Consider the following 26,243-nt stretch of genomic DNA (forward strand, 5'->3'; position numbering starts at 1 on the left):
GATGGGCAAGGGGCAAGCCATCTTCGAGAAAGGCGTCCCCGACAGCGGGGTACCCGCCTGCGCCTCATGCCATGGCGCCCAGGCCCAGGGCGCAGGTGCGTTCCCGCGGCTGGCGGGGCAGCACCAGGCTTATCTGCTGCGCCAGATCGAAGTGTTCAAGAACCGCTCGCGCGGGAACTCGCCCGTGATGAGCGCCGTGGCGCACGATCTGAACTACGACGACGCCAGGGCCGTGGCTGCCTACCTGCAGTCCAGGTGAGCCGGGGAAACGCCGGGGAGACGCGCGCAACGCGCAGGCACGCCCTGCGGGCTCACAGCGCGCCCAGGCGCCGCAGCTTTGCCCTGAGCGCTTCGATCTGATCCAGCAGGTCCAGCACCATGGCCGTGCCGGCCGTGTTCATTTCCAGGTCGCGCGTCAAGCGCAGTGCGGCGCGGGCGCGCGTCAGCGTGCCGCCGGCAAAACGCCAGTCCCGCGCTTCTCCGCCGCTGGGTGTCAGCACGCCTTCCTCGACCAGCGCAACCACCTCGTCGATGTCGGCCTGGCAGGCCTGGGTCAATTCGACGAGCGTGAACTGGACCTCCTCCTCGACCAGGACGCTGTGCAATACGGTCATTTTCCTGTCGGTCATTGCATCAAGCCTCCAGTGATTTGCGTGGGGCAAAGCCGCCAAAGGTCTTTGCCATATCCCGGTAGGCCGCCTTGGCCTGGTCCGTGTCCGCCGGGGGCAGGGCAATGAAGAGTACCGCGTACAGGTCGCCGGGCGGATTGCCGGGAATGCCCTTGCCCTTGAGCCTGAGCTTGCGGCCCGACGACGAGCCGGGCGGCACGCTCAGCTGGACGCTTCCGTCCGGCGTGGGGATCTGGACGTTCGCGCCCAGTGCGGCTTCCCATGGCGCGACCGGGAGATCGGCGTACACGTCGCGGCCGTCGACGCGGAACAGCGGGTGGGGCGCGAACTCGATCTCCAGGTACAAGTCACCCGCCGGCGCGCCGCCCAGCCCGGGGCCGCCCTGGCCGGCGAGCCTGAGATGCTGGCCGGCACGGATGCCCTTGGGGATATTCACTTCCAGCTGGCGCTCCTGCATCCGCACGTGCCCGCTGGCGTCCATCTGCGGCGCCCGCAGCGAGATGGTGCGCAGGCCGCCGCGATAGGCGTCGCGCAGGTCGATCTGTACCTTGGCGTGATGGTCGCCGCCAATCACGTGGGTGCTGCCGTGCGTGGCGCGGCTTGCGCGTGGCCGTGCCCCGAAGATCGCTTCGAAGAAGTCGCTATGTTCCGCGCCGTAGTCGTCCGCACTGTCGGCGCCGCTGAACTCGAAGCCGCTGTCCCAGCCCGGCGGCGGCGTGAACTCGCGGTCCTTCCCTTGCCGGTAGCGCGTCCCGATATCGTCATAGGCCGCCTTCTTCTCTTCGTCCTTCAATACCGCATAGGCCTCCGCGATTTCCTTGAAGCGGGCCTCCCCATCGGGATCCTTGCTGACGTCGGGGTGGTACTTGCGCGCCAGCTTGCGGTAAGCGCGCTTGATTTCATCCGGCGTGGCGGTGGATTCCAGTCCCAGCATCGCGTAGTAGTCTTTGTACTCCATGAATGCTCCAGGCAATTGGCTGCGTGCGGTGCGGCAGGCGATCAACGGACGTGGCCTGCGAATGCTGCTGAATGCTGCTATCCGAGTATAGGAGGCAAAGGCGAGGCCGTGCGGCGCCGGGGGCGCATGGCCGGACCATGGTGCACGTGGCACTTGAGACAGATCAAGCGTCTTGTCGACATGTGCCCTACCATGAATCCATGGGCCACGCCGCCCACCGGCAATGCCGCGGAAGACTGGAGGTGTGTCGTGCACAAGCGATGGCTACGGCTAATGCCAGGGCTGACGGCCTTCCTGGTATTGATCCTCTCCGGCTGCGGCTACAACACGATCCAGTCCCGGGACTCACAAGTGAAAGCGGCATGGTCCGAAGTGGTGAACCAGTACCAGCGCCGCTCGGACCTGGTGCCCAACCTTGTCGACACGGTCAGGGGCTACGCAAGCCATGAGCAGGAAGTCTTCACGCAGGTGACGGAGGCGCGCGCACGCGTGGGTACGATCGGGGCTTCGCCGGAACTGCTCAAGGACCCCCAGGCATTTGCCCGTTTCCAGGAGGCGCAAGGGCACCTGTCGGGCTCGCTGTCCAGGCTGCTGGCTATTTCGGAAAACTATCCGCAGTTGAGGGCAGATACCGGGTTCCGCGACTTGCAGGCGCAGCTCGAAGGGGCCGAGAACCATATCACCGCAGCGCGGAACCGGTACATCCAGGCGGTGCAGGCTTACAACGCGACCGTGCGTTCCTTCCCGTCGAATCTCACGGCCCTGGCGCTGGGATACAAGCCCAAGCCTGATTTCACCGTCGCCAACCAGGGCGAAACCACCAAGCCGCCGCCGGCGGAGTCAGGCGCGCCTTCTCTGAAAACACCCGGGAGTGCCTATTGAGACGATGCTGCCCCTGGTGCAGGGCGGTGTGCTGCGCGCCGTCCTGGGCCGGCTTGCGGGCGCGGTCGTGACCGGCGGTGGCGGCGCTTCAGGGAAATGGTGATGCAGGGCGTCGGCCGGTTCGTGCGCCATCGGCTGATGAGCCAGCCCCGACAAGCCGTCGATTCTCTGAGGCCGGAACGTGCCGAAGGCTGGCGCGTACCGTACCTATTCCTATTGCGCTTGCGCGGCGACCGCGGGCAAGGCCCGGCTCCCTGCCTGCGCCGCCGCCAGCGTGCCGATGCGGTCTAGCGCTGCAAGAAGCTTCGGCGTCGTTGGCTGGGCGCAGTTGATCCTGACGTGGTGGCCGTAGCTGTGGCCTTCCGGACAGAACATGACGCCCGGGCTGATGCTGATGCCCTCGCTGCCCGCGGCTTCATAGAGTGAAAGCGCATCGACGCAGGCGGGAAGCTCCACCCAAAGCAGGAAGCCATCGTCGGGGCAGCGCAGCCGGGTGCCCTCTGGCCAGGTGGCCGCGATCCGCGCTGAAATGGTGCGCACGGAGTCCTTGATGCGCTGGCCATAGCGCCGCAGATGGCGGTCGTAGTCGCCGCTTGCGAACATCTCCGCCAACGCCGCCTCCAGCAGCGGCGTTCCGGCCAGGCTCGCTTCGACGCGCGCCTCCAGTACCGCATCGAAACGGTGGCCGGGCGCGATCCAGCCTATGCGCCACCCTGGCGCCATGGTCTTCGACACGGATGTGCAATACAGGACATTGCCCGATTCGTCGAAGGCCTTGCAGGCGGGCGCGCGCGGCTTGCCGGCGGAGAGATCGCCGTACACGTCATCTTCGATCAGCGGCACGCCGGCATCATCGAGAAGCTCCACCAGCCGCCGTTTGCCGGCCACCGGCATGGTGAATCCCAGGGGGTTGTTTGCCGTGGGCACCGCCACCACGGCGCTGACCGGGTGCGTGCGCAGGATCCGCTCCAGCGCCGCCAGGTCCATGCCGCTGCGCGGATGGGTCGGCACCGCGATGGCGCGCAGGCCAAGGCTGCGCATCAGCATCAGCGTGCCGAAGTAGCAGGGCGACTCGATGGCCACCACGTCGCCGCGCTGGCACGTCACCTGCAAGGCCAGGCGCATGGCCTGGCTCTGGCCATGCGTCACGATCAGCTGGTCCGGGGAGAGGTGCAGGCCCCAGCGGGCCGCGCGCCGGGCGATCTGGCTGCGCAGGTCTAGGCGTCCCGGGGGCACGCTGTAAGCCAGCGCGGATGGCCCGAGCCTGCGGCTGGCGCTCAGCAGGCTGCGCGCCAGCGCTTTCTCCGGCAGCCATTCGGCGCAGGGCGACGCGGCCCCGAGCGCCACCAGGTCGGGGGAGCGCACCCGGGCAAACAGCTGATGCACGCTGGCGGTCAGCGTGACCGGCCGGGCCATGGCGCGCGGCAGCGCGGGCTGCGGCTCCGCCAGCTTGCCGGCCGCAACGTAAAAGCCCGACCTCGGCCTGGCCACCACCAGGCCTGCGGCTTCCAGCAAGCGAAGCGCGTGCTCGGCCGTCGGCGCGCTGACTTGCTCGATTTGAGCGAGATGGCGTACCGACGGCAGTTTTGCGCCTGGCGCCAGGTCGCCGCGCTGGATGGCGGTGCGCAGCCGGCTGGCGATCTGCTGGTAGGAGGGCGGTTCCGCTTCGTTCTGCATCTGTACAGGTAATGAATTCGATTTTCTGACTATACAGATAAGCCGGCATCTCAGCCAGAATCGGGCTTCCAGTTCACACCATAGGAAAGAGGAGAGTACTGATGAAACTTGCCATGCTGGCCTACGATGGCTTCACCGATGTGGATTTGTTCCTGCCCTGGGACCTGTTCAACCGCGTCCAGGATCCGACCTATGTCGGCTACACCGGACCGTGGTCGGTGAGGATCTGCGCGGATACGCCACGGGTGACCTCCAATACCGGCATCGCCATCACGCCCCATGGCGGGCTGGACGAGCTTGGCGAGGCGGACGCGGTGTTCGTCGTCAGCGGCCCGGGCTCGCGCGCCAAGTTGCAGGACCCCCGTTTCATGGACCGGCTGAAGCTGGATCCGGCGCGCCAGGTGATTGGCGCCATCGACTCAGGCGTGCTGTTTCTGGCACGGCTTGGCTTGCTCGATGGCCTGACCGCCACGACCTATCCGGGTGTCTTCGCGGAACTCGAGGCCATGGGCGTCAGGACCGAGCACCGGCCGCTCATTGCGCACGGCAGGATTGCCACGGCGGGCGGATGCCTGGCGACGCAGGACCTGGCTGGCTGGATGGTGACGCACCTGCTGGGCGAGGACATCGCGAGCCGTATGCTGGATATGATTGCCAAGGTGGAGTGATTTGCATGATGCCGGCCAGCGTGCGTCTTGCAACGGTGCGGGGGGAGAGGCTTTTCAGCCGGCTACGAAGCCGTCCCGGTACGCCGCGACCAGCTCGCGCGCCGTCCGTGCCATCTGTTCGCGCGCCATCGCCAGCGCGCAGCCAATGCCATCGGCAAGCTCCGGCAGCGCCACGGCGCCCAGCGTGCCGGGCGCCTCCCAGGTGGCGGCGAAGGCGGCCTGCTTGCCGGTCTCCGGCGCTTGTCCGGGGCGGGTGAAGTTCAGGCGCGGCAGGGCGAATGCCATGGCGACGATGCGGCCGTGCAGGCTGCTGCCGGCAAAGCCGCGGCTATGCGCGATCACGGCGCAGATGTCCCAAATATCGAGCGAGCGGAAGATGCGCAGCGCTGGCGTGCGCAGGCGTTGCGCCAGGCGCGCGTAGCAGGACAGGCCGTCGTGCCAGGGGGCTGCGCCGGCGCGGAACAGCACCACGCCGCAGCCGGTTGCCTGCGCGGCACGGTGCAGCTGGGCGGCGATCTGGTCGAGGGTGGCATCGTCGCCGAAGTCCTCGCTGAACTGGATGGCAAGGTAGCCGCGTGGGAATGCGCCCATTGTTTGCGCCACTTCGCCGTGGCGGGCCCGCTGCCGGATCTGCGGGCCGAACAGCGCGGCCGCCATCACGGCGGGGTCGGGCAGCAGGCTGGCGGGAATGCCGTTGGCCCGCAGGATCCGCAAGGTCTCGGCATCCCTCGCGCTCACATGGGCCGCGGCCCTGAGCTTGCCGAACACCTCGGCGCGCATGAGCGGGTCGCGCCGGTCCAGGTCCACGCCGCCAACGGCGTTGTAGATCACGCGCCCTGCCCGGGGGAACAGCGCCGGCTCAAGCGTGTAGGGCGCCAGCGCGTCCACGCCAAGCATGCTGCGCGCCCAGGCCAGCCGCTCCCGTGGCCGGTGCTCGAAATGCGCGCCGAGCGGCCCGGCCTGCCCGGGTGGCAGCAGCATGACCGCGGCTTCCCAGGCTTCGCAGCAGAGTATTTCGCCACCCGCGTGGATGAGGCTTGCGGGGCACAGGCCTGGGCGCGTGGCCAGCTCCGCCACGGCGTCGACCCGATGGCCGCCGTAGCGCCGCAGGTCGCGCCGCGCGAGGCCGGCATAGCGCATTGGCCTGCCTCGCATCAGGCATGTGTGTACATGGGGCAACAGCAGGTCGCCGAAATTATGGCGGTCGAAGGCCCCGAACAGAATGTCCGCGGAGGCTGATTTTGGGGTGAAAGTCACGGGAGGAGTGTGCCGAACGGCTTATCGGAGCATACTCTCGGGATGGCGTTTTTTGCGTCCCGGACGAAATCAAGGCTGCTGGCGACAGCCTTTACTATTGGTATACATGTGCTGCGACGCAGCAAACAAAGTAGAATATCGTCCCTTGGCCCAAACGAGTGCGCCAAGTTCACGCATCTGACAGGCCTGATCGGCGGGTGCCGCGGCCAATTTCATTGATTTCGCCACACTGATACCTACGCAGCGGCACTTTTTACCGCCGGATGTGGCATAACGCGCACTCATAAGGCAATAGTCTAAGTTGTAATACAGTAATGGAGCAGCAGTTAATGGCGAGTGGGGCACAACGAACGGTGGCAGATACAGGAGCAACGGCCGGCAAGAAAACTGCGGGCAGGGGAGCGGCGTCGGCGGCTCAGGGTGAATCCGCGTCCGAGGCGAGCGAGCGCAGCCAGCAGCTGCGCGCACTGATCCAGCTGGGCAGGGAACGCGGATACCTGACGCACGCGGACATCAGCGACCATTTGCAGGGGAATTTCACGGACACGGCGGCGATGGAGAGCATCGTCAGCACGTTCGCCGAAATGGGCGTGACGATCTACGAGCAGACGCCGGACGCCGATGCGTTGCTTTTGCGCGACGGTGCCGTCGCGGCCACGGACGACCAGGCCGACGAAGAAGCTGAAGTCGCGCTTTCGACGGTCGACTCCGAATTCGGCCGGACCACCGATCCGGTGCGGATGTACATGCGGGAAATGAGCTCGGCAACCCTGCTGACCCGCAAGCAGGAAGTGGAGATCGCCAAGCGTATCGAAGACGGCCTGAACCGCATGGTCCACGCCATCGCCGCCTGTCCGTCCACCATTGCCACGATCCTGGAACTCTCGGGCCGGGTCGAGCGCGACGAAATGCGTATCGACGAGCTGGTCGACGGTGTGATCGAGGACGGTCTTGCCGCCGCCGAGGCCGACGACTCGATCGACCGCGACGAACCGGTGGCCGAGGAAGAAGACACCGACGACGCCTCGACCGATGACAGCGCGGCCGCGCCGGCCAACGAATCCGCCGGCCTGACGCAGCTGAAGGACGATTGCATGACGCGCTTCGCGCGCGTCGCCCAGCAGTTCGACCTGATGCGTGAGGCTTATACGGCGCACGGATCGGAGTCCGAAGGTTTCCTGATGGCCCAGCTCGCGGTGCGCGAGGAACTGCGCACGATCCGCTTCACCGCCAAGATCATCGAGCGCCTGTGCGCCGATGTGCAGTCCGTGGTGGACGAAGTGCGCGCCATCGAGCGTCAGATCCTGCAGCTGATGGTCGAGCGTTGCGGCATGCCGCGCGACGAGTTCATCGCCACGTTCCCGGGCAATGAGACCAACCTTGGCTGGGGTGCGGGGCTCGCCGCCGAGTCGCGTCCGTACAGCGACGTGATCGCGCGCAGCCTGCCGGACCTGGAGTCGTACCAGCAAAAGCTGATCGACATCCATGGCCGGGTGGTGCTGCCGCTGTCGGAGCTGAAGCTGGTGAACCGCCAGATGCTGGCCGCCGAACGCCAGATGCGCCAGGCCAAGCACGAGATGACCCAGGCCAACCTGCGCCTGGTGATCTCGATCGCCAAGAAGTACGTGAATCGCGGCATGCAGTTCCTGGACCTGATCCAGGAAGGCAATATCGGCCTGATGAAGGCGGTGGACAAGTTCGAATACCGCCGCGGCTGGAAGTTTTCCACCTACGCGACCTGGTGGGTTCGCCAGGCCGTGACCCGTGCGATCGCCGACCAGGCCCGGACCATCCGCGTGCCGGTGCACATGATCGAAACGATCAACAAGCTCAACCGCATCTCGCGCGAGATCATGCAGCGCACCGGCAAGGCGGCCGATCCGGCGGCCCTGGCCGAGCGCATGGAAATGCCCGAGGAGAAGGTCCGGTCGATCATGAAGATCGCCAAGGAGCCGGTCTCGATGGAAACGCCGGTCGGCGAGGATGGCGACACCAGCCTGGGCGACATGATCGCGGACGGCGAGACCGCGTCGCCCGCCGAGGCGGCCCTGCACGCGAGCCTGCGCGCGACGCTGCGCGACATGCTCGACGACCTGACCCCGCGCGAGGCCAAGGTGCTGCGGATGCGTTTCGGCATCGACATGGCGACCGACTACACGCTGGAGGAAGTGGGCAAGCAGTTCGATGTGACGCGTGAGCGGATTCGCCAGATCGAAAGCAAGGCGATGAAGAAGATGCGGCACCCCAGCCGTGCGGACCACCTGAAGGCGTTCCTGAGCGAGGGTTGATCGCCCCGGGATACGCAATGGCGCCGACGTAACGGGAAGCGCCAGGTGACGTGAAGTGAAGCGCAGGCAAAACGCCCGCCAGCAGACCATGCTGGCGGGCGTTTTCATTTGTGGCGGCACGGGCAAGGGCCGGGAGCGACCCGCAATCCCTGGCCCGCCACTCAGGCCAGGCCCCCCTGCTTATACGCCGGCGAGCATGGGGGGGATCTCCGCCACCAGCGTATCGATGGCGGTACGGGTCTTTAGCGGCAGGTAGCGCGTTTGCGGCCAGATGGCATGGATATCCATTGGCGGCAGGCTGCAGTGGTCCATGACCACGGCCAGTTCCCCTCGCCTGACATAGCGTGCCAGCAGCCAACTGGGCAGCCACGCCAGCCCGAAGCCGGCCACCGCGGCGCCGGCGATGGCCTGCACGTCGTCCAGGCTCAGCTGCGGCTGGATGGACGGCCGCCGCACCTGGCCCTCGGCATCGCGCCATTCCCATGGCGACACCACGCCGGCGTGCGAGTAGGCGATGCACGCATGCCTGTCCAGCTGATCGACGCTTGCCGGCATGCCGTGCTGCGCCAGATACGACGGCGCAGCACCGATGCCGGCGTGCTGCACCCCCAGGCGGCGCGCGGCCAGGCTGGCGCTATCGGGCAGCTTGCCGATGCGCACGGCGAGGTCGATACCCTCTTCCACCAGGTCCACCGCGCGATCGGTGAACGAGATATCGATCCGCAGTTGCGCATGCCTGCGCGCCAGGCCGAGCAGCACCGGCGCCGCGCACAGATGGCCGAAGGCGATGGGCACGCTGACGCGCAGGCGCCCGCGCGGCTCGTGCCGGCCGCTTTCCAGGTCAGCTTCGGCGGCTTCCAGTTCGGCCAGCGCGCGCACGCAGCGGTCGTAATAGGCCTGGCCGTCCTCGGTCAGGCTCTGGCTGCGCGTGGTGCGGTGGATCAGGCGGACGCCCAGGCGCTGTTCGAGCCGCGTAACCACCTTGCCGACGGCCGAGCGCGTCATGTCCAGGCGTTCGGCCGCTGCGGCAAAACTGCCGGATTCGACGACATGGACGAAGGTCGTCACGCCGTGGAGCTTGTCGGTCATGTGTGTTGCGCCTTATCGGATTGGTTCTGTATTGGATGCATTGATGGGAATTTAATGCATCAATAGGGAATTTTTTCCCTATATATTACCCATTCCTCGCCAACGCAAGCGTCCTCGTCCAACGTCCCGGCCTGAAGAGGCCAGGCGACTCCCGATATCCATGACACTCTCCCACACCCGCAAGAACGCCCTCGCTCTGGCCGCTGTCTGCCTGGGCTCGCTCATGTTCGGTCTTGAAATCTCCAGCGTGCCGGTGATACTGCCCACGCTCGAAGATGTGCTGCATGGCAGTTTCAAGGACATGCAATGGATCATGAACGCCTACACCATTGCCTGCACCACGGTCCTGATGGCGACCGGGACGCTGGCGGACCGGTTCGGCCGCAAGCGCATCCTGGTCATCGGTATTGCACTGTTCGGCATCACCTCCCTGATGTGCGGGCTGGCGCCGGGCATGGGCGTACTGATCGCAAGCCGGTTTCTGCAGGGCGCCAGCGGCGGCGTGATGCTGATCTGCCAGGTGGCCGTGCTGTCGCAGCAGTTCCAGGAAGGGAAGGAGCGCAGCAGGGCCTTCGGCGTGTGGGGGATCGTCTTCGGCATCGGCCTTGGTTTCGGGCCCGTCGTCGGCGGCATGATCGTCGCCCTGTCGAGCTGGCAATGGGTGTTCCTGGTTCACGCCGTGCTCGCCGTCCTTACCCTGGCGCTTGTGTTCTGCGGCGTGCAGGAGTCCCGCGATCCGCAGGCGGGCAAGCTGGACATAGCGGGCATCGTCACGCTGTCCCTGTCGGTCTTCGGCCTGACGTACTTCATTACGCAGGGACCGGAGCTCGGCATCGACAGTGCCGGCGGCATCGGCATCGTTGCCGCGGCGGCGCTGAGCTTTCTCGCCTTTATCGTGGCGGAAAAGATCAGCCCGCGGCCGATGTTCGACTTTTCCGTGTTCAGGAGCCGCAGGTTCTCGGGTGCGCTGCTCGGCTCCGTAGGCATGAATTTCAGCTTCTGGCCGTTCATGATCTACCTGCCGATCTATTTCCAGGCCGGCCTGGGCTACGACAGCGTGACCGCCGGACTGGCCCTGCTGGCCTATACGTTGCCCACGCTGGTGTTGCCGCCGCTGGGGGAACGTCTCGCCGTGCGGTATCAGCCCGGCATTGCGATCCCCTTCGGGCTGTTCACGATCGGCCTGGGCTTTATCCTGATGAAGGTGGGCAGCGGGGCGGCTGGCGCCAGCTGGCTGACGATGCTCCCGGGCTGCCTGCTGGCCGGCATCGGGCTGGGCCTGACCAACACGCCGGTGACCAATACGGCCACCGCTTCGGTGCCGGGCAACCGCGCGGGCATGGCTTCGGGTATCGACATGAGCGCCAGGATGATTACGCTGGCGATCAACATCGCGCTGATGGGACTCATCCTGGTGGCCGGCATCCTGTCCCATCTGAAGACGCGCCTTCCGCTGTCTTTCGATCCCCAGGCGCTGCGCCACCTGGGGGAAAGAGTCGCCGCCGGAAACGTGGCGGCCCTTGAGCAGGGATTTCCCGAGCTATCCCGGCTGGACCCGTCCGGATCCGCCGTTCACGCGGCACTGCTGCATGGCTTTGGCTGGGTGCTGCTGTACGGCGGTATCGGGGTGTGGATGCTGGCCGCGATGAGTTTCCTGATTTTCCGGGGCGCTCCGGCGCAGGGAAAATAGGAGGCGCTACGTCCCGAGATGCTCCACGGCCATCAAGGCTCCAGCGGCATTGCGCTGGTGCACTTGATCTCGTCCAGGCAGACGCTGGACTTTACCCCGCTCACGCCGGGGATGCGCATCAGGGTATCCAGCAGGAAATCCGACAGCGATTTCAGGTCGCGCGCCACCACCTTCAGCACGTAGTCGATATCTCCGGTGACGGAGAAGCACTCCTGGATCTGCGCCAGTTCGGCGACCAGCCCCTTGAACTTCGACAGGTCCCGGATATGGCCCCGCTCCATCGTGACGTGGATGAAGGCCACCACGCCGAACCCCAGGCTGGCGGAGTCCAGCCGGGCTTCATAGCGCTTGATGATGCCCGCCTCCTCCAGCCGGCGATGCCGGCGCAGGGTCTGTGCCGGCGACAGGCGGATGGCCTCGGCCAGTTCCAGGTTGGACGCGCGTCCGTTTTCCTGCAGTGCCCCCAGCAAGCGGCGGTCTGTGCGGTCAAGCTCCGGATTGTGCATTTTCGTTTCCTACTATCCATGTAATGAGAAATTTTATCTCATGATCTAGGGTTTGCCTGCGTGGATAACGAAATCCTATTTACCGGCCCGGAATATACACTCAGTGCCAGATTGACGGTACGGACGGGGAGCAGAGAGCCCGTGCCGTATGTGTCCGGCACTGCGCACCGACGCGTTGACGGCCAGTTGCCGCAATATTATTTCTCTCGTCCCCCCAACTTCCTGTTGAGCACACCATGGCCGATCTGTTTGAAAATCCGATGCAGTTGATGGGCTTCGAATTCGTGGAATTCGCCTCGCCCACTCCCAATCTCCTGGAGCCGCTGTTCGAGCAGATGGGCTTCAGCCTGGTGGCACGCCACCGCTCCAAGGATGTGGTGCTGTATCGCCAGGGCGAGGTCAACTTCATCGTCAACCGCGAGCCGCACAGCCCCGCGGCCTATTTTGCGGCCGAGCACGGCCCGAGCGCCTGCGGCATGGCTTTCCGCGTGAAGGACTCGCACAAGGCCTACGCCCGTGCGCTGGAACTGGGTGCCCAGCCGATGGAAATCGCCACCGGCCCGATGGAGCTGCGCCTGCCGGCGATCAAGGGCATCGGCGGTGCGCCGCTGTACCTGATCGACCGCTTCGAGGAAGGCAAATCCATCTATGACATCGACTTCGAATTCATCGAAGGCGTGGATCGCCACCCGGTGGGCCACGGCCTGCGCCTGATCGACCACCTGACGCACAATGTCTACCGTGGCCGCATGGCTTACTGGGCCAACTTCTACGAAAAGCTGTTTAACTTCCGCGAAATCCGCTATTTCGACATCCAGGGTGAATACACCGGCCTGACCTCGAAGGCCATGACGGCGCCGGACGGCAAGATCCGCATTCCGCTGAACGAGGAATCGTCCAAGGGTAGCGGCCAGATCGAGGAATTCCTGATGGCGTTCAACGGCGAGGGCATCCAGCACATCGCCTTCCTGACCGACAACCTGATCGAAGTCATCGACAACCTGCAGATGGCCGGCGTGCCGCTGATGACCGCGCCCAACGACTACTACTACGAAGGCCTGGAAAAGCGCCTGCCGGGCCACGGCCAGCCGGTGGACCAGCTCAAGGCGCGCGGCATCCTGCTCGACGGCACCACCGAAGGCGGCAAGCCGCGCCTGCTGCTGCAGATCTTCTCCAAGACCGCGCTCGGTCCGGTGTTCTTCGAATTCATCCAGCGCAAGGGTGACGAAGGCTTCGGCGAAGGCAACTTCAAGGCGCTCTTCGAATCGCTGGAACGCGACCAGATCGAACGCGGCACGCTCAAGGTCTGAGGCCCACAAGGCACTGACCGCAAACCACCGCCCGGCACGGCAGCATGACTGTGCGCCGGGCGGTACCCGGCCAAAGCGTCCACGGCAAGCAAGAGGCGCAGGCCCACATTCCAAAAGAGTGGGTAGACAAACAAAGATGGTTCCCAATAACACGGAAGAGACACTCAAGCGTGGCTTGAAAAACCGGCATATCCAGCTGATTGCGCTGGGCGGTGCCATCGGCACCGGCCTGTTCCTTGGCATAGCCCAGACCATCAAGATGGCGGGGCCTTCGGTCCTGCTCGGCTACGCGGTAGCCGGGGTGATTGCGTTCTTCATCATGCGCCAGCTCGGCGAGATGGTGGTCGACGAACCGGTCGCCGGCTCGTTCAGCCACTTCGCCAACAAGTATTGCGGCCACTTCGCCGGCTTCGTTTCCGGCTGGAACTACTGGGTGCTCTATATCCTGGTCAGCATGGCCGAGCTGTCGGCGGTGGGCATCTACGTCCAGTACTGGTGGCCGCATATCCCCACCTGGGCTTCCGCGCTGGCGTTCTTCCTGCTGATCAACGCCATCAACCTGTCGAGCGTCAAGTCGTTCGGCGAGATGGAGTTCTGGTTCTCCATCGTCAAGGTGCTGGCCATCGTCGGCATGATCGTATTCGGCGGCTACCTGCTGGCTTCCGGCACGGCTGGCCCGCAAGCCAGCGTTGCCAATCTCTGGCAGCACGGCGGCTTCTTCCCGAACGGCATCAGCGGCCTGGTCATGGCCATGGCGGTCATCATGTTCTCGTTCGGTGGCCTGGAACTGGTGGGCATTACCGCGGCGGAAGCGGATGCTCCGGAAAAGACCATTCCCAAGGCGACCAACCAGGTGATCTATCGCATCCTGATCTTCTACGTGGGCGCGCTGGGCGTACTGCTCTCGCTTTATCCGTGGGAAAAGGTCGTGACCGGCGGCAGCCCGTTCGTGCTGATCTTCCATGCGATGAACAGCGATATCGTGGCCACCGTGCTGAACGCCGTGGTGCTGACGGCTGCGCTGTCGGTCTATAACAGCGGCGTGTATTGCAACAGCCGCATGCTGTACGGCCTGGCCAAGCAGGGCAACGCCCCGCAGGCGCTGCTGAAGGTGAACAAGCGCGGGATCCCGCTGGCCGCGCTCGGCGTTTCCGCGCTGGCCACCGCCGCCTGCGTGCTGATCAACTACTTCATGCCCGGCGAAGCATTCGAACTGCTGATGGGGCTGGTGGTCTCGGCGCTGATCATCAACTGGGCGATGATCAGCATCATTCACCTCAAGTTCCGTCACGACAAGCGCCGCGCCGGCCAGGAAACCAGCTTCAAGAGCCTGGGCTACCCGCTGACCAACTACCTGTGCCTGGTGTTCCTGGCGGGCATCCTGTACGTGATGTACCTCACCCCGGGGCTGCGCATTTCGGTGTACCTGATTCCGGCATGGCTGGCCGTACTGGGCGTAAGCTACCGGCTCAGGCAGAAGAATGCCGCCGAGGCCCTGCGGCAGAGCGTTTCGGCATAATGACGAACCTGGCGGCCCGCGGCCGCCGGCCCCCACCCATTCCAGCCAGAGTATCCAATGTTCGAACACATCGATGCCTATCCGGGCGACCCGATTCTTTCGCTCAACGAGAGCTTCCAGCAAGATCCCAGGACCGATAAGGTCAACCTGAGCATCGGGATCTACTTCGACGATGAAGGCAGGCTGCCGGTGATGCAGGCCGTGGCCGAAGCCGAAACCGCGCTGCTGGCCGACCTGGGCCCGCGTCCCTACCTGCCCATGGCCGGGTTTGCGGCTTACCGCGACGCCGTCCAGGCGCTGGTCTTCGGCGAGCAGTGCCAGGCGCGCGCGCAGGGCCGCATCTCGACCGTACAGACGCTGGGCGGTTCGGGCGCGCTCAGGGTTGGCGCCGACTTCCTGAAGCGCTATTTCCCGCAGGCGCAGGTGTGGATCAGCGATCCGAGCTGGGAAAACCATCGCGTGATCTTTGAGCGCACGGGTTTTACCGTCAATACCTATCCGTACTACGACGATGCCACCGGCGGCCTGAAGTTCGACGCCATGCTGGACGCGCTGCGGGTCATCCCGAAGCGCAGCATCGTGTTGCTGCATGCCTGCTGCCACAACCCCACCGGCGTCGATCTGAACCACGACCAGTGGCGCCAGCTCATCGCGCTGCTGAAGGCGAACGAGCTGCTGCCCTTCGTCGACATGGCCTACCAGGGTTTCGGCGCAGGGCTGGAGGACGATGCCTTCGCGGTGCGCGAACTGGTCGTGCAGGGCGTGCCATGCCTGGTGGCTAATTCGTTCTCGAAGAATTTCTCGCTGTACGGCGAGCGTTGCGGCGGCCTGAGCGTGGTGTCCGAGAGCGCGGACGAAGCCGGGCGGATCCTCGGCCAGCTGACGGGCGCGGTGCGCGCCAACTACAGCAACCCGCCGACGCACGGCGCCAAGGTGGTTGCCCGGGTGCTGACCTCGGCGGACCTGCGCGCGCGCTGGGAAAGCGAACTGGCGGCAATGTGCGAACGCATCGCAAAGATGCGCGCGGCGATCCACGACAGCCTGCGCGACCACGTGAGCGGAGAGGCGCTGTCGCGCTATCTCACCCAGCGCGGGATGTTCACCTATACCGGCCTGACGGCGGAACAGGTCGACCGGCTGCGCGCGGAGTACGGTGTGTACCTGCTGCGCTCGGGGCGGATGTGCGTGGCCGGCCTGAACGGGCACAACGTGAGCCAGGTGGCGAACGCCATCGCCAGCGTGCTGGCAGCCGCCGGGGAGTAAACGGCCGGGCGGCACTGGCGGTGGCAATTGCCCCGCCCGTGCTGCCGCTCGGGCAGGCCTGGCCAGCCGCCGCCATTCCCTTCCCTATCCGCCCGGCGCTGGCGGGCGGGCCGCCGGCCCGTACCCGAAATCCCACGACCGGGCCGCGCTGGTCTGCGAGGAATTCAATCTGTGCCGCTGCGCGCCAGATCAACCTGTGGCAAAACGCTTGCCCCGGTGACCGCGTGACCGGCTTCAGCCGCCGATCAGAAAATGCTCCACGCTTTGACCCGCGTTGGCCGCGCGCCGTAGCCAATCCGGCATTTCCCCTTTCCCGTCCCAGCTTTTCCCGTCCGCGCTGCGGTAGCGCATCGCGGATGGGGGCGCGGCTTGCGCCGCTTGTTCAAAACAACCGGCGGCCACCAGGTCGGCATGCGTCAGGCCATGGCGAGCCATCTGGGTGCGGATCCAAAGGACCGCCTCGGCGCGCGCGCGCAGCGCCGCGGTCGGGCTGGGCTCGGCCATCGGTTGCGCAGCGGCGCCAGCCTGGCGGGGAAAAGCTGGAATAGTCATGGGTGGACATCATACCTGCGCTGGCCGGCGGAGGGGGCTCGGCGTATCGCGCCCGCGCCCGCGGCTGCCAGCGCGTCGCGGTACGGGCGACGCGGCTACTTGGTTCGCTGCCGCTCGCCTTTGGCGCCACATTGCCCGCGGCGGGTATTTTCGCGGGAATTTTAGGGCTTCATGGACGTCAAACCTTCAGTCCCGGCGCGCTCCGCTTTGAGCGGGCCGGGCCTGGCTTTGCTACCCGAAAGAGGAAACCAAGTGGACAGTTGTTCTAGTCGACCCTTGTATCGTTCCTAGGCAAGCCAACAGCCATTCCCCGGCCGCTGTCTTGCCTGGCAGGTAAGGCAGCGGTGTCATCAGGCCATTCGGCCAACCCCGCTCCTTTGTCGTATCCCGCCAGAGCCGTCTGGCACTGTGCTGCCCTGCGAATTGCGCTGCAGGGCTGCGAGGAGCCGAGCATGCGCAAGATTCTCAACCTGGCCGGCCGGGTGGCCCCTCCCGTCGCACGGCTTGCATCCGCGCTCTTCCGCCGGGGCGGCCCGGGTACGTCCGGCGCGGCGCCCGGCGGATATCCGGATGGATGGAACCCGGACGAGCACGCGCCGTTGACCAACCGGGAATTCGCCGATGCCGCCATCCGGGTGTCCCGGACGCTCTGGTAGAGCCAGGCCCCGCACGCCAGTGTCACCGGCGGGTACAAGGACAAATTCCGGGAGAACGAACATGGCGGACTTCACTACCGAGATCACCACCGAGATGATCGCCCCACCGCAGCAAGGGGGGCTTGACGAGGCGCATGCCGGCGATATCCGGGGCGCGCTGGGGACGATTGCCCAGCACGACACCGGCCCTCGCCGCGGATGGCGCCAACGGCTCAGCACCCTGCTCGCCATCCTTGGCCCGGGCCTCATTGTCATGGTGGGGGACAATGACGCCGGGGCCTTCGGCACCTACACGCAGGCAGGGCAGAACTACGGCACGACACTCCTGTGGACGCTCCTGTTGCTGATCCCCGTGCTCTACGTCAATCAGGAGATGGTGGTGCGGCTGGGCGCGGTGGCGCGGGTGGGTCACGCGCGGCTTATCTTCGAGCGCTTCGGCAAGCTATGGGGCGGCTTCAGCGTCATCGACCTGTTTCTCGTGAACGCGCTGACGCTGGTGACCGAGTTCATTGGCATCAGCCTTGCGCTGGAGTACCTGGGCATCCCTCGCTACTGGGGCGTGTGCGCGGCGGCGTTGCTGGTGATGCTGGCCGCTTCGACCGGAGACTTCCGGCGCTTTGAGCGGTTCGCCATGGGGCTCGTCGCCGGGAGCCTCACACTGATTCCCGTCTTCCTGCTCGTACATCCCGCCCTGAGCCAGGTCGCGCGGGATTTCTTCGTGCCCGCCATGCCAGCGCATGCGCCGCTGAGCGAGGTCATGCTGCTGATCATCGCCATCGTCGGCACCACCGTGGCGCCGTGGCAACTCTTCTTCCAGCAGAGCTACGTGATCGACAAGCGGATTACGACACGCTTCATCCGCTATGAGAAGGCCGATCTCTGGCTTGGCATCGCGCTCGTCATCGCCGGCGCCGTGGCCATGATCGCCTTCAGCGCCGAAGCGTTTCGCGGTACGGCGGGATTCGGAAACTACACCGATGCGCTCGGTACCGCCATCGGCCTCGAGAAGTATTCGGGGCGGCTGACCGGCGTGCTGTTCGCGATCGCGCTGCTGGATGCCAGCATCATCGGCGCCTGCGCCGTCTCCCTGTCGACGGCATACGCGCTGGGCGATGTCTTCGCCGCGCGCCATTCCCTGCACCGCAAGCCAACGGAAGCCAAGGGCTTCTACGCGGTCTACTTCGGATTGATCATGCTGGCAGCCGGGCTGGTATTGACGCCCGGCATGCCGCTGGGGCTGCTGACCAGCGCGGTTCAGTCCCTGGCCGGCATCCTGCTGCCGAGCGCCACGGTGTTCCTGCTCTTGCTTTGCAATGACAAAGCCGTGCTTGGGCCTTGGGTAAACGGGCGCTGGACGAACCTGTTCACGGGCACGGTGGTGGCGGGCCTGGTCATGCTATCCATCATCCTGACGGCATCGGTGCTCTTCCCGCAGATCGGCGAGCGGCAGATTCTGGGCATCCTGTCGGGGGGGACCCTGCTGGCGCTGGTGGTGTCGGTGTCGGTGAAACGGGTTGATAAATACCGTCTGCGCGGGGATGCCCTCTCGCCGTCGCCGTTACCCGCCGTGGCCGACCGGGCGGGCTGGACCATGCCCCCGCTGGCGGAGTTGCCCGCGCCCCGGCTCACGCTGCTGAACAAGGTATGGATGGCCGTCTTGAGAGGCTACCTGCTGGTGGCGGCCGGGCTCGTGCTGGTCCGCATCGTCAATCTGGTGACAGGGTAGCGTCACCGGCCGCGCAGGTGCATCGTGCGGCGAGGATTCCTGGAGACAAGTCATGCATAGTGCGCAAGCAATCGCCACCATCGAAGCCAGCGCCCCCAACTACCAGGTGAATCTGCAGGTCGACGCGCATGTTCTCACCGGCGACGAACCGGCCAGCCTCGGGGGCGCAGACCGTGGCCCCGAGCCGTTTGCATTTGTGCTCTGCGGGCTCGCTTCCTGCACCGCGGCCACGCTGAGAATGTACGCTGGGCGCAAAGGGTGGGATCTCGGGCAGATCCGTGTCTTCGCCACGTTTGAAAAACTCGGCCACGTACGCTTCATCCTCAGGGAGGTCGCAGTGGGGCGCGAACTCGCCGAAGCCGAACGGGCCCAGCTGGCAGAGCTGTGCGAGCGCACGCCGGTGACATTGTTCCTGAAGGGCACCACCAGCATCGAAACGATATTCCGGTAGCGGGAAGGCGCTAGCCCGGCAGGCCGAACAGGCGGCGGCTGTTGCTGGTGCACTGGCTGGCTACGTCGTCTACCGCCATGCCTTTCAGCCCGGCGACCGCCTCCGCGATCCACGGCAGGTTGGCGGGCTCGTTGTAGGGCCGCCGGTTCTTGTGATTTTTCGGGCCGAGGTAGGGCGCGTCCGTCTCCAGGTGCAGGCGTTCGAGCGGGATGGCTTGCACCGCCTCCCGCAGGGCCTGGCCGCGGTTGAGATCGGTTACCCAGCCCGTAATCCCGATCTCCAGTCCCAGTTCCACGAAGGCGGCCGCCTCATCGGCCGCGCCGGTGAAGCAGTGCACCACGCCATGCGCGCCCGCGCGGACCGCGCCTGCCACCATCGCGTGGAAATCGTCGAACGCGTCCCGGCAATGGAGGAACAGCGGCTTTTTCCATTGCACCGCCGCCTCGAGCTGCGCTTCGAAGGCACGGCGCTGATCGGCGGGTGTCGAGAAATTCCGGTTGTAGTCCAGCCCGCATTCCCCCACCGCAACCACGTCGGGGCTTTCCCAGAGGGCCTGCAGGGCTCGCAAAACCTCCGGCGACCAGTTTTTTGCGGTATGCGGGTGGATGCCAGCGGTGGCGTAGAGAAGGCGGGGGTGCCGGCTGGCCAGGTCGCGTGCATTGCGGCTTGATTCCAGCGAGGTGCCGGTTGCCAGCATGGCCACGACGCCGGCCGCCGTTGCGCGCTCGAGAATCGCGTCGGTGTGCGGGACCAGTTGGGAGGAATGAAAGTTGACGCCGATATCGATCAGTTTCAGGTGCATGTCTACAAGGGGAGGCAGGAGCTGCCGGTGGTTGGCAGGCATGCAGTCTAACGCCAGGCGTGTGCCCACCGGCGGCCGGGGTGGCGCCTTTGGATGGCCGTTTGCGTCCTGGCCTTCCAGGGGCGTCACACACATTCTGTTCACAAATAGTATATTATTTTATATAATATCAATCAGTAAACTGTTGGTGCGCCTCATGAACACGGATCACGCCGCTATTGACCTGGGTACCATGCAGGCCGCCGCGGCCAGCGCCTGCGCGCTGCTCAAGGTGCTGGCGAATCCCGATCGCCTGCTGCTGATGTGCCAGTTGTCGCAAGGCGAGCTATCCGTCGGCGAACTGGAGGCGCGGCTCGGCATCCGCCAGCCGACGCTTTCCCAGCAACTGGGCGTGCTGCGTGAAAACGGCCTGGTAGCTACACGCCGCGATGGCAAGAGCATCTTTTATTCGATTGTCAGCACGGAAGCGATTGCCGTGATGACCGTGCTGTATGCGCAGTTTTGCGCCACACCAGGGGAGGAACCCACATGTTGATCGACCTGGCCAGCTTTACGCCCGGCTTGTCCCTGGCCGGCGGACTCGTGATCGGCGGCGCCGCCGCCGTGCTTGTCCTGTTCAACGGCCGTATCGCCGGCATCAGCGGCATCCTGGGCGGCTTGCTAAGCCTGCCGCGCCGCGACATGGCCTGGCGCGTGGCCTTCTTGGCCGGGCTGGTCGGGGCTCCCATGCTGGCGAGCCTGCTGGGCCATCCCGCCATTGCCGATATCGACGCGGGCTGGGGCCAGATCCTGGCAGCGGGCTTCCTGGTCGGCATGGGCACGCGCTATGCCAGCGGCTGCACCAGTGGGCATGGCGTCTGCGGTATCTCGCGCGGCTCGATCCGCTCGCTCGTCGCCACGGCGACGTTCATGGCGGCGGGCTTCGTGACCGTTTTCGTGCAACGGCATCTGAGCGGAGGCTGAAATGATGGCATTCATTGCATTGGTGGCAGGCCTGCTGTTTGGCATCGGCCTGATGCTTTCCGGCATGGCCAACCCGGCCAAGGTGCTGGGCTTCCTCGATCTGGCGGGAAGCTGGGATCCGTCGCTGGCGTTTGTGATGGTCGGCGCGATCGCGGTCGGCTCGCTCGCCTTCCTGGTTGCCAGGCGCCGCACGCGCACGCTCCTGGGGTTGCCCTTGCAGCTTCCGGCAAGCACCGCCGTGACACCGAGGCTCGTGCTGGGCAGCGCGGCGTTCGGCATCGGCTGGGGCATTGCCGGATTTTGCCCGGGACCGGCGCTGGTGGCGCTGGGCGCCGGCTACCCGAAAGCGTGGGGCTTCGTTGCGGCCATGCTGGCCGGGATGGCGGTCTTTGAACTGGCCGATCGGATGAAACCCGGCCGGCAGCAAGCCTAGACGGTGTCCTGAATCGCCAATCCGTTGAATACAACAGAACAACAAAGGGAGACAAGAATGAAAACGATAAAACATGGCGCCATGGCGTTTGCGGTGCTGGCGGCAGCCAGCCTGCCTGCGCTTTCCCAGCCGGCGAACGTCGCGTTGACCGTACCGGACGCGGCCTCGATTCCGGCCGGGCCGATGGGCGACGCCATCAAGCGCGGCAAGGAACTGCTGTCCGACACGCGCAGGCAACTGCCCGGCAATGTCGGGAATGGCCTGAACTGTACCAATTGCCACCTGAACGGCGGGACCGTGGCCTATGCCTCGCCCTGGGTAGGGCTGGCCGGGGCGTTTCCGGAGTACCGCGCCCGCAGCGGCAAGATCATCTCGCTGCAGGAACGTGTCAACGATTGCTTCCAGCGCTCGATGAACGGCAAGCCGCTGGCGTTCGACTCGGCCGAGATGAACGCCATCCTGGCCTATATGAAGTGGTTGTCCACCGGCGTCCCGGCCGGCACCAACGTGACCGGCAGGGGCTTCGAGAAAATTGACACCGCGTTGCGGCCGGACCGCGCGCATGGCAGGGCGGTCTACGCGGCGCAGTGCGCGTCATGCCATGGCGCCGAAGGGCAAGGCGTGGCCAATCCGCAGGGCGGCTACGTTTTCCCGCCGGTCTGGGGGAAGGATGCATTCAACGTGGGGGCGGGGATGGCGCGGATGTACACGGCGGCGGCCTTCGTCAAGCACAACATGCCGCTCGGCCAGGGCGGAACGCTGTCGGCCCAGGATGCCGTGGACGTTGCCGCCTTCTTTACCGAACAGCCCAGGCCCGATTTTCCTGGCCGGGCCAAGGACTGGCCCAAGGGCGACCGGCCGAAGGACGCGCGTTAGCGGGCGGGCTGCGGTCCGTTCCGGCGTAGCCGGGGCCGCGCCTCAGCAAGTTCCCCTACGACAACAGCAAGAGCGCACCGCAAGCCGCCAATGCCAGGGTCCAGACCCGGTCGAGATTGATCCACCCGGTGCGCAGGAAGCCCACGCCGATGTGGTCGTACACCAGCAATGCCATGGCGCCGATGGCAAGCAGCATGGCCAGCGTGTGCAGCCCGAGCGCCAGCACCGCGGACCAGAGCGGGCCGCCGGAGGCTGGCGCGGCCACGGCGCTGCACAGCGGCAGCAGCGCCGGTACCAGCATCAGCCCCGCGCCATGCGTGCCGGCCATCAGGAACGACCACAACGCCAGCCCGGCCATGCCGGCCCGCATGCCCACGCGCGGGCGCTGGCGGTGGCCGCGCAGGGCGTGCCAGGCGGCCCAGCCGATCAATACGGCGCCGCCAGCGCGTGCCAGCAAGCGAGGGTCGAGCATGCTGCCAAGGCTCAGCGCGGCGGCCAGCACCAGGGCGACCGCCAGCGCGTGGCCGAGCGCGATCGGCAGCAGTGCCAGCAACACGATCTTGCGGTGCCCGCGCTGCAGCCCGAGCGCCACCGCGAACAGCCAGCCCATGGCGGGATTGACGCCGTGGAACAGGCCGAGCGCGGCAATGGCCAGCCAGGGCCACCAGAGCGGCCATAGCGTGGACCACTGGGTGGCCACGTACGTGCCTAGCGGGATGCCGGCAGTGGCGTTCATGACAAGGCGGCTACGGGTAGCAGTAGGAATCCGACGAGCAGTCGCCCCCCTGCAGCCTTACCTGGTGCGGGCGATGCCCTGCCGGCCAGCGCAGGAAGAAGCGCGGGTCGAAGGCGATGCCGCCGTCAGGCGCCGCGTCCAGCTTGACCATCCAGCCCTCGATGCCCTCCGGGTAGAACTGCGCATCGACCGCACCATAGAGCGAGTTGGTGAAATAGACGCGCCGTCCGTCGCGGCTGACCTCGACCATCTGCGGGCCGCCGTTCAGCGCGGCGCCGCCGGCGCCGGGATGCGTGGCGCGCGAGACGATGCCGCCAATGCGTACGCGGCCGGTCTGCTTTGGGGCGAAGGGGTCGGAGACGTCGTACTGCAGCAGGTCGCCGGTGCCCCAGCACGATACGTAGAGGAAGCGGTCGTCCATCGACAGGTCGATATCGCTCACCAGCGGCGGCACCGCCTTGAAGCCCTTGAGGATGGGCGGGAGCAGGTCCGGGTCCGCCGGCTCGGCGGGGATGTCGATGACCTTGCGCACCGCCCATTTTTCGCCGTCCCGGTACCAGGTCCAGATCGAGGAAGACAGGTCTTTCAGGCTGATCACGCAGTTGACGAAGCCGTATGCCTTGGTCGGGTCGTGGGCGGGACGCAGCTCGAACACGAGCTGGTGCTCTTCGCCGAAGTCGATTTCCTGCAGGTGGCGGCGCCTGGTCAGATCCCAGAAATGCAGGCGGCGGCCGTAACGCGAGCCGAGCAGGATCTCGGGCACGAGGCCGTCCTCGACCATGTCGGGCGTGCCCCATTCGCTGGTGACCAGTGTGTCATAGCCGAGATGCCACCAGCCATCGTAGGCGAAATACTGAGGGCCGCGCTCCACCTCCCACTGCCCGAGCGGTTCGAAGCTCTCCTGGTCGAGCAGCATGATGCCGCCCGGTCCCTTGCCTTCGCCGTTGCCCAGCGCGCTTACATAGATTCCGCCGGGGCCGCAGTGCACGGTATGCGGGCGCGAGTAGCCGGTGCGCACGGCCAGTTCGCCGGGCTCGATCACCTTGATGATGGATGGCCGCAGCGGATCGGGCCTGGTGTCCATGATGTAGATGCGGGACGAACGCAAGCCCGGCACTACCAGGTAGCGCCGCTCCATATGCGGGTGCGGGGCGTTCGGGCAGAGACAGGACGAGCAGGCATTCCAGCCGAAGTGATGCAGCTCGTCGCCTGCGTACGGCACGCTCACCTGCCCGATGATGGTGGCGTAGGTGTTGGAGGCCGGATCGACGTCGACCACGGCAATAGCGTCCGGCTGGCTGCGCGTCGGATCGAACATCGCTACATAGGCGAGTGCCTCGGGCGGCGCCTTTGCCGCCAGCCGCGGCGACGGGTAAAAGCTGGGGTCCGGCTTCCAGGTCGCCATGATGTGCCTCCTTGTGCTTTTGCCTGGATGCCGCGGGGCATCGCAGACTTTGAACTATAGGACACATCGCGGCGGAGGTGCCCTGGCCGTGCGGGGCCTGGGCGCGCCAGGGTCTTGCGCAGGCACGCTCAGAACGCCGGAATCAGCGATCCCTTGAACTCGGTCTCGATAAACCTGCGTACCTCCTCCGACTGGTAGGCCTTCACCAGCTTCTTCACCCAGGGCTTGTCCTTGTCTTCCGCGCGGGCGGCGATCAGGTTGGCGTAGGGGCCGCGCGCGTCTTCCACCGCGATGGTGTCGCGCTGCAGCGAGAGGCCGGCGCGGTAGGCGTAGTCGTTGTTGATCGAGGCCGCGGCGAGGTCGTCCAGCGCGCGCGGCAACTGCGCCGCGTCAAGCTCGATCAGCTTGAGCTTCTTCGGATTCTCCACCACGTCCAGCGGGGTGGCATTGACACCGTTCTCGCCCACGCCGGGCTTGAGCCTGACGAGCCCGGCTTTTTGCAACAGCAGCAGCGCTCGGTTGCCGTTGGACGGATCGTTCTGGATGCCGATGCGCGCGCCCTGCGGCAACTGGTCGACCGACTTGAACTTCTTCGAGTAGATGCCGAGCGGCGCGGTCAGGGTCAGGCCAACCGGCACGATCTTGTAGCCGCGCGCCTTGATCTGGCTGTCCAGGAAGGGCTTGTGCTGGAAGGCGTTGGCGTCCAGGTCGCCGGCGGCCAGCGCCTCGTTGGGCTGCAGGTAGTCACTGAAGGTGATCAGCTGGATCTCCAGCCCGTCGCGCGCGGCAACCTTGCGGACCACCTCGAAGGTCTGCTCGGCGTTGCCGACCGAAACACCGACCTTGATTCTTGTCTTGTCCTGGGCCTGGCTCGCGCCGGTGCCGATTACCATCAGTAGCGCCGCCATCGCGGCCGCTTGCCATCGCTTCATTGTCTGCTTCCTCGCCGGGTTGAGTGGCCGCACCGCGGCCGACTGCCGAGTATAGGAAGCGCGCGCCGCGGCGCGAACTGATGCTTTCGTCTTAGCTTAGAAGCGCGCGTGCTATGCGCGCCGTTCCGCTTGCGCCGCGCTCGTGCCGGGGGTGGCCTCGGGCCCCGCCTGCATGCGCCGGTAGCTGCAGGCCAGCGCCAGCAGGATCGCGATGGGCGCGGCAAGGCACCAGAACGACGCCAGCACGTAGGCATACGCGCCGGCCATGGCGCCGCCCGCGAACGCGGCGATGGCAGGGACCATCTTGCGCAGGCGGTTTTTGGCGGCCGCGGCCTTGTCGGGCGGACCGTGTATGACTTCGACCAGGTCGATGATGGCCTGCGTGCTGTTGCCCGTCATGATGGTGGTCGGCACGTGATCGGTCAGCACGATGCGGGATTGCGTGTTCTGGATCGCCATCGCGGCCACGCCCAGCATGCCGGTTGCGATGGCGGCAGGCATGTCCGGCGAGGTAATGGGCGAGGCCATGTAGCCAGCCAGCATGAACAGGGTCAGCAGCGCGCACTGCGCGGCCAGCAGCGGCGGGAGCGGCGGCCTGCCGCGCGCCTGCATGGCGTCGATCGCGATCTTGGTGGACGCGACCGAAACGATGAAGACCGGCAGTGCCAGCAATTTGGCCGCCACGCCGCTGGTCGAGTGCGCAAGCTCCACGCCGAGCATGACAAAGTTGCCCGTCACGTGTGCGGTGAACAGGCCGAACAAGGCGATGAAACCGACCACGTCGACATAGCCCGCCACCAGGCTGAGCAGAGATGCCTTGATCACGTTGCCGGCGCTGGCCGGCGGTTGCGGAGGTAGCGATTGCGGAGTGGTCTGCATGGCTGTCGTCAGTTCCTGGGTAAGGACGGCTCGTGCCCGTGCCGCAGCATAACCCGATGGCGTGGAAGCGTCACTGCGCGGCGCGGCTGTGCGTGG

27 protein-coding genes are annotated in these 26,243 nt (G+C 66.0%); 15 read left to right on the forward strand and 12 right to left on the reverse strand.

Annotated features, from left to right (window positions below):
• Positions 1–259 (forward strand): c-type cytochrome (locus P3W85_RS23885; protein ID WP_276266597.1); only part of this gene is annotated, 259 nt, incomplete at its 5' end.
• A gap of 52 nt (positions 260–311) precedes the next feature.
• On the opposite strand, the gene P3W85_RS23890 is transcribed toward P3W85_RS23885, so the two are convergent.
• Together P3W85_RS23890 and P3W85_RS23895 are read right to left on the reverse strand one after the other, a co-directional pair.
• Positions 312–629: a chaperone modulator CbpM gene (locus P3W85_RS23890; RefSeq protein WP_063637462.1), complete on the reverse strand. Its 318-nt coding sequence runs from the start codon at positions 627–629 to the stop codon at positions 312–314.
• Between the two features lie 4 nt (positions 630–633).
• Positions 634–1,587, reverse strand: a complete 954-nt coding sequence (locus tag P3W85_RS23895) for a DnaJ C-terminal domain-containing protein (RefSeq protein WP_017230281.1) — start codon at positions 1,585–1,587, stop codon at positions 634–636.
• Between the two features lie 273 nt (positions 1,588–1,860).
• Between P3W85_RS23895 and P3W85_RS23900 the strand changes: the two genes are divergently transcribed.
• Complete coding sequence (locus P3W85_RS23900) at positions 1,861–2,469, forward strand: LemA family protein (RefSeq protein ID WP_276266598.1); 609 nt, start codon at positions 1,861–1,863, stop codon at positions 2,467–2,469.
• A gap of 213 nt (positions 2,470–2,682) precedes the next feature.
• On the opposite strand, the gene P3W85_RS23905 is transcribed toward P3W85_RS23900, so the two are convergent.
• Positions 2,683–4,146, reverse strand: coding sequence for a PLP-dependent aminotransferase family protein (locus tag P3W85_RS23905; protein ID WP_276266599.1), 1,464 nt, complete (start codon positions 4,144–4,146; stop codon positions 2,683–2,685).
• 101 nt (positions 4,147–4,247) lie between these two features.
• On the opposite strand from P3W85_RS23905, the gene P3W85_RS23910 reads away from it, so the two are divergent.
• Positions 4,248–4,814: a DJ-1/PfpI family protein gene (locus P3W85_RS23910; RefSeq protein WP_017224770.1), complete on the forward strand. Its 567-nt coding sequence runs from the start codon at positions 4,248–4,250 to the stop codon at positions 4,812–4,814.
• Positions 4,815–4,868: 54 nt separating this feature from the next.
• On the opposite strand, the gene P3W85_RS23915 is transcribed toward P3W85_RS23910, so the two are convergent.
• On the reverse strand, positions 4,869–5,954 hold the full coding sequence (locus tag P3W85_RS23915) for a polysaccharide pyruvyl transferase family protein (RefSeq protein ID WP_276266600.1): 1,086 nt from the start codon (positions 5,952–5,954) through the stop codon (positions 4,869–4,871).
• A 446-nt stretch (positions 5,955–6,400) separates the two neighbouring features.
• Here P3W85_RS23915 and rpoD point away from each other — a divergent pair, with 446 nt between their 5' ends.
• The gene (rpoD, locus tag P3W85_RS23920) at positions 6,401–8,359 is read left to right on the forward strand and encodes an RNA polymerase sigma factor RpoD (protein ID WP_035811814.1); all 1,959 of its coding nucleotides are present in this window, start codon (positions 6,401–6,403) and stop codon (positions 8,357–8,359) included.
• Between the two features lie 180 nt (positions 8,360–8,539).
• Here the strand turns inward: rpoD and P3W85_RS23925 are convergent, their stop codons facing one another.
• A complete protein-coding gene (locus P3W85_RS23925) occupies positions 8,540–9,448 on the reverse strand; it encodes a LysR family transcriptional regulator (RefSeq protein WP_276266601.1) in 909 nt (302 codons plus the stop codon).
• Between the two features lie 160 nt (positions 9,449–9,608).
• Here P3W85_RS23925 and P3W85_RS23930 point away from each other — a divergent pair, with 160 nt between their 5' ends.
• On the forward strand, positions 9,609–11,138 hold the full coding sequence (locus P3W85_RS23930; RefSeq protein WP_276266602.1) for an MFS transporter: 1,530 nt from the start codon (positions 9,609–9,611) through the stop codon (positions 11,136–11,138).
• Between the two features lie 32 nt (positions 11,139–11,170).
• On the opposite strand, the gene P3W85_RS23935 is transcribed toward P3W85_RS23930, so the two are convergent.
• Positions 11,171–11,644, reverse strand: a complete 474-nt coding sequence (locus tag P3W85_RS23935) for an Lrp/AsnC family transcriptional regulator (protein WP_017224335.1) — start codon at positions 11,642–11,644, stop codon at positions 11,171–11,173.
• A 236-nt stretch (positions 11,645–11,880) separates the two neighbouring features.
• On the opposite strand from P3W85_RS23935, the gene hppD reads away from it, so the two are divergent.
• The 3 genes from hppD (at position 11,881) to P3W85_RS23950 (ending at position 15,736) form a co-directional block, all read left to right on the forward strand.
• Positions 11,881–12,954: a 4-hydroxyphenylpyruvate dioxygenase gene (gene hppD / locus P3W85_RS23940; RefSeq protein ID WP_017224334.1), complete on the forward strand. Its 1,074-nt coding sequence runs from the start codon at positions 11,881–11,883 to the stop codon at positions 12,952–12,954.
• A gap of 136 nt (positions 12,955–13,090) precedes the next feature.
• Positions 13,091–14,473 carry an amino acid permease gene (locus P3W85_RS23945; RefSeq protein ID WP_035805840.1) on the forward strand — a complete coding sequence of 461 codons (1,383 nt, stop codon included), beginning with the start codon at positions 13,091–13,093 and terminating at the stop codon, positions 14,471–14,473.
• Between the two features lie 57 nt (positions 14,474–14,530).
• Positions 14,531–15,736 carry an amino acid aminotransferase gene (locus P3W85_RS23950; protein ID WP_276266603.1) on the forward strand — a complete coding sequence of 402 codons (1,206 nt, stop codon included), beginning with the start codon at positions 14,531–14,533 and terminating at the stop codon, positions 15,734–15,736.
• A gap of 234 nt (positions 15,737–15,970) precedes the next feature.
• Here P3W85_RS23950 and P3W85_RS23955 read toward each other — a convergent pair whose 3' ends face one another.
• A complete protein-coding gene (locus tag P3W85_RS23955) occupies positions 15,971–16,288 on the reverse strand; it encodes an H-NS family nucleoid-associated regulatory protein (RefSeq protein WP_430869603.1) in 318 nt (105 codons plus the stop codon).
• A 452-nt stretch (positions 16,289–16,740) separates the two neighbouring features.
• Between P3W85_RS23955 and P3W85_RS23960 the strand changes: the two genes are divergently transcribed.
• From P3W85_RS23960 to P3W85_RS23970, 3 genes are all read left to right on the forward strand, one after another.
• Entirely contained in the window at positions 16,741–16,944 is a 204-nt protein-coding gene (locus P3W85_RS23960) for a hypothetical protein (protein ID WP_017225067.1), read from the forward strand.
• A gap of 61 nt (positions 16,945–17,005) precedes the next feature.
• Positions 17,006–18,670 (forward strand): NRAMP family divalent metal transporter, encoded by a 1,665-nt coding sequence (locus P3W85_RS23965; RefSeq protein WP_276266604.1) that lies wholly within the window; start codon positions 17,006–17,008, stop codon positions 18,668–18,670.
• Between the two features lie 52 nt (positions 18,671–18,722).
• On the forward strand, positions 18,723–19,121 hold the full coding sequence (locus P3W85_RS23970; protein ID WP_276266605.1) for an OsmC family protein: 399 nt from the start codon (positions 18,723–18,725) through the stop codon (positions 19,119–19,121).
• A gap of 10 nt (positions 19,122–19,131) precedes the next feature.
• Here the strand turns inward: P3W85_RS23970 and P3W85_RS23975 are convergent, their stop codons facing one another.
• Entirely contained in the window at positions 19,132–19,965 is an 834-nt protein-coding gene (locus tag P3W85_RS23975; RefSeq protein WP_276266606.1) for a TatD family hydrolase, read from the reverse strand.
• A gap of 154 nt (positions 19,966–20,119) precedes the next feature.
• Between P3W85_RS23975 and P3W85_RS23980 the strand changes: the two genes are divergently transcribed.
• From P3W85_RS23980 to P3W85_RS23995, 4 genes are read left to right on the forward strand one after another with little or no spacing between them, the layout of a single operon-like run.
• Positions 20,120–20,458, forward strand: coding sequence for a metalloregulator ArsR/SmtB family transcription factor (locus tag P3W85_RS23980; protein ID WP_035807508.1), 339 nt, complete (start codon positions 20,120–20,122; stop codon positions 20,456–20,458).
• Positions 20,452–20,886: a YeeE/YedE family protein gene (locus tag P3W85_RS23985; RefSeq protein ID WP_276266607.1), complete on the forward strand. Its 435-nt coding sequence runs from the start codon at positions 20,452–20,454 to the stop codon at positions 20,884–20,886. The genes P3W85_RS23980 and P3W85_RS23985 overlap by 7 nt, the downstream gene beginning before the upstream one ends.
• A gap of 1 nt (position 20,887) precedes the next feature.
• Positions 20,888–21,319, forward strand: coding sequence for a YeeE/YedE family protein (locus P3W85_RS23990; protein ID WP_276266608.1), 432 nt, complete (start codon positions 20,888–20,890; stop codon positions 21,317–21,319).
• Positions 21,320–21,376: 57 nt separating this feature from the next.
• Complete coding sequence (locus P3W85_RS23995) at positions 21,377–22,195, forward strand: c-type cytochrome (RefSeq protein WP_035807504.1); 819 nt, start codon at positions 21,377–21,379, stop codon at positions 22,193–22,195.
• A gap of 55 nt (positions 22,196–22,250) precedes the next feature.
• Here the strand turns inward: P3W85_RS23995 and P3W85_RS24000 are convergent, their stop codons facing one another.
• The 4 genes from P3W85_RS24000 to P3W85_RS24015 all read right to left on the reverse strand — a co-directional run bounded on the left by P3W85_RS24000 (position 22,251) and on the right by P3W85_RS24015 (position 26,147).
• Positions 22,251–22,931 carry a hypothetical protein gene (locus tag P3W85_RS24000; protein WP_276266609.1) on the reverse strand — a complete coding sequence of 227 codons (681 nt, stop codon included), beginning with the start codon at positions 22,929–22,931 and terminating at the stop codon, positions 22,251–22,253.
• A gap of 10 nt (positions 22,932–22,941) precedes the next feature.
• Positions 22,942–24,336, reverse strand: coding sequence for a selenium-binding protein SBP56-related protein (locus P3W85_RS24005; protein ID WP_276266610.1), 1,395 nt, complete (start codon positions 24,334–24,336; stop codon positions 22,942–22,944).
• A gap of 128 nt (positions 24,337–24,464) precedes the next feature.
• The gene (locus tag P3W85_RS24010) at positions 24,465–25,244 is read right to left on the reverse strand and encodes a MetQ/NlpA family ABC transporter substrate-binding protein (protein WP_430869604.1); all 780 of its coding nucleotides are present in this window, start codon (positions 25,242–25,244) and stop codon (positions 24,465–24,467) included.
• A 135-nt stretch (positions 25,245–25,379) separates the two neighbouring features.
• Positions 25,380–26,147 carry a YoaK family protein gene (locus P3W85_RS24015; RefSeq protein WP_276266611.1) on the reverse strand — a complete coding sequence of 256 codons (768 nt, stop codon included), beginning with the start codon at positions 26,145–26,147 and terminating at the stop codon, positions 25,380–25,382.
• Between the last annotated feature and the right edge of the window lie 96 nt (positions 26,148–26,243).

Origin of the sequence: Cupriavidus basilensis, assembly GCF_029335485.1 — a bacterium.
GTDB classification, from domain to species: Bacteria; Pseudomonadota; Gammaproteobacteria; order Burkholderiales; family Burkholderiaceae; genus Cupriavidus; species Cupriavidus basilensis_E.

Bases quoted from the DNA above. Each gene is read 5' to 3' on its own strand.
- P3W85_RS23890 (WP_063637462.1), bottom strand. From the start codon at position 629: ATGACCGACAGGAAAATGACCGTATTGCACAGCGTCCTGGTCGAGGAG.
- P3W85_RS23895 (WP_017230281.1), bottom strand. From the start codon at position 1,587: ATGGAGTACAAAGACTACTACGCGATGCTGGGACTGGAATCCACCGCC.
- P3W85_RS23900 (WP_276266598.1), top strand. From the start codon at position 1,861: ATGCCAGGGCTGACGGCCTTCCTGGTATTGATCCTCTCCGGCTGCGGC.
- P3W85_RS23905 (WP_276266599.1), bottom strand. From the start codon at position 4,146: ATGCAGAACGAAGCGGAACCGCCCTCCTACCAGCAGATCGCCAGCCGG.
- P3W85_RS23910 (WP_017224770.1), top strand. From the start codon at position 4,248: ATGAAACTTGCCATGCTGGCCTACGATGGCTTCACCGATGTGGATTTG.
- P3W85_RS23915 (WP_276266600.1), bottom strand. From the start codon at position 5,954: ATGCGCTATGCCGGCCTCGCGCGGCGCGACCTGCGGCGCTACGGCGGC.
- rpoD (WP_035811814.1), top strand. From the start codon at position 6,401: ATGGCGAGTGGGGCACAACGAACGGTGGCAGATACAGGAGCAACGGCC.
- P3W85_RS23925 (WP_276266601.1), bottom strand. From the start codon at position 9,448: ATGACCGACAAGCTCCACGGCGTGACGACCTTCGTCCATGTCGTCGAA.
- P3W85_RS23930 (WP_276266602.1), top strand. From the start codon at position 9,609: ATGACACTCTCCCACACCCGCAAGAACGCCCTCGCTCTGGCCGCTGTC.
- P3W85_RS23935 (WP_017224335.1), bottom strand. From the start codon at position 11,644: ATGCACAATCCGGAGCTTGACCGCACAGACCGCCGCTTGCTGGGGGCA.
- hppD (WP_017224334.1), top strand. From the start codon at position 11,881: ATGGCCGATCTGTTTGAAAATCCGATGCAGTTGATGGGCTTCGAATTC.
- P3W85_RS23945 (WP_035805840.1), top strand. From the start codon at position 13,091: ATGGTTCCCAATAACACGGAAGAGACACTCAAGCGTGGCTTGAAAAAC.
- P3W85_RS23950 (WP_276266603.1), top strand. From the start codon at position 14,531: ATGTTCGAACACATCGATGCCTATCCGGGCGACCCGATTCTTTCGCTC.
- P3W85_RS23955 (WP_430869603.1), bottom strand. From the start codon at position 16,288: ATGACTATTCCAGCTTTTCCCCGCCAGGCTGGCGCCGCTGCGCAACCG.
- P3W85_RS23960 (WP_017225067.1), top strand. From the start codon at position 16,741: ATGCGCAAGATTCTCAACCTGGCCGGCCGGGTGGCCCCTCCCGTCGCA.
- P3W85_RS23965 (WP_276266604.1), top strand. From the start codon at position 17,006: ATGGCGGACTTCACTACCGAGATCACCACCGAGATGATCGCCCCACCG.
- P3W85_RS23970 (WP_276266605.1), top strand. From the start codon at position 18,723: ATGCATAGTGCGCAAGCAATCGCCACCATCGAAGCCAGCGCCCCCAAC.
- P3W85_RS23975 (WP_276266606.1), bottom strand. From the start codon at position 19,965: ATGCCTGCCAACCACCGGCAGCTCCTGCCTCCCCTTGTAGACATGCAC.
- P3W85_RS23980 (WP_035807508.1), top strand. From the start codon at position 20,120: ATGAACACGGATCACGCCGCTATTGACCTGGGTACCATGCAGGCCGCC.
- P3W85_RS23985 (WP_276266607.1), top strand. From the start codon at position 20,452: ATGTTGATCGACCTGGCCAGCTTTACGCCCGGCTTGTCCCTGGCCGGC.
- P3W85_RS23990 (WP_276266608.1), top strand. From the start codon at position 20,888: ATGATGGCATTCATTGCATTGGTGGCAGGCCTGCTGTTTGGCATCGGC.
- P3W85_RS23995 (WP_035807504.1), top strand. From the start codon at position 21,377: ATGAAAACGATAAAACATGGCGCCATGGCGTTTGCGGTGCTGGCGGCA.
- P3W85_RS24000 (WP_276266609.1), bottom strand. From the start codon at position 22,931: ATGAACGCCACTGCCGGCATCCCGCTAGGCACGTACGTGGCCACCCAG.
- P3W85_RS24005 (WP_276266610.1), bottom strand. From the start codon at position 24,336: ATGGCGACCTGGAAGCCGGACCCCAGCTTTTACCCGTCGCCGCGGCTG.
- P3W85_RS24010 (WP_430869604.1), bottom strand. From the start codon at position 25,244: ATGGCGGCGCTACTGATGGTAATCGGCACCGGCGCGAGCCAGGCCCAG.
- P3W85_RS24015 (WP_276266611.1), bottom strand. From the start codon at position 26,147: ATGCAGACCACTCCGCAATCGCTACCTCCGCAACCGCCGGCCAGCGCC.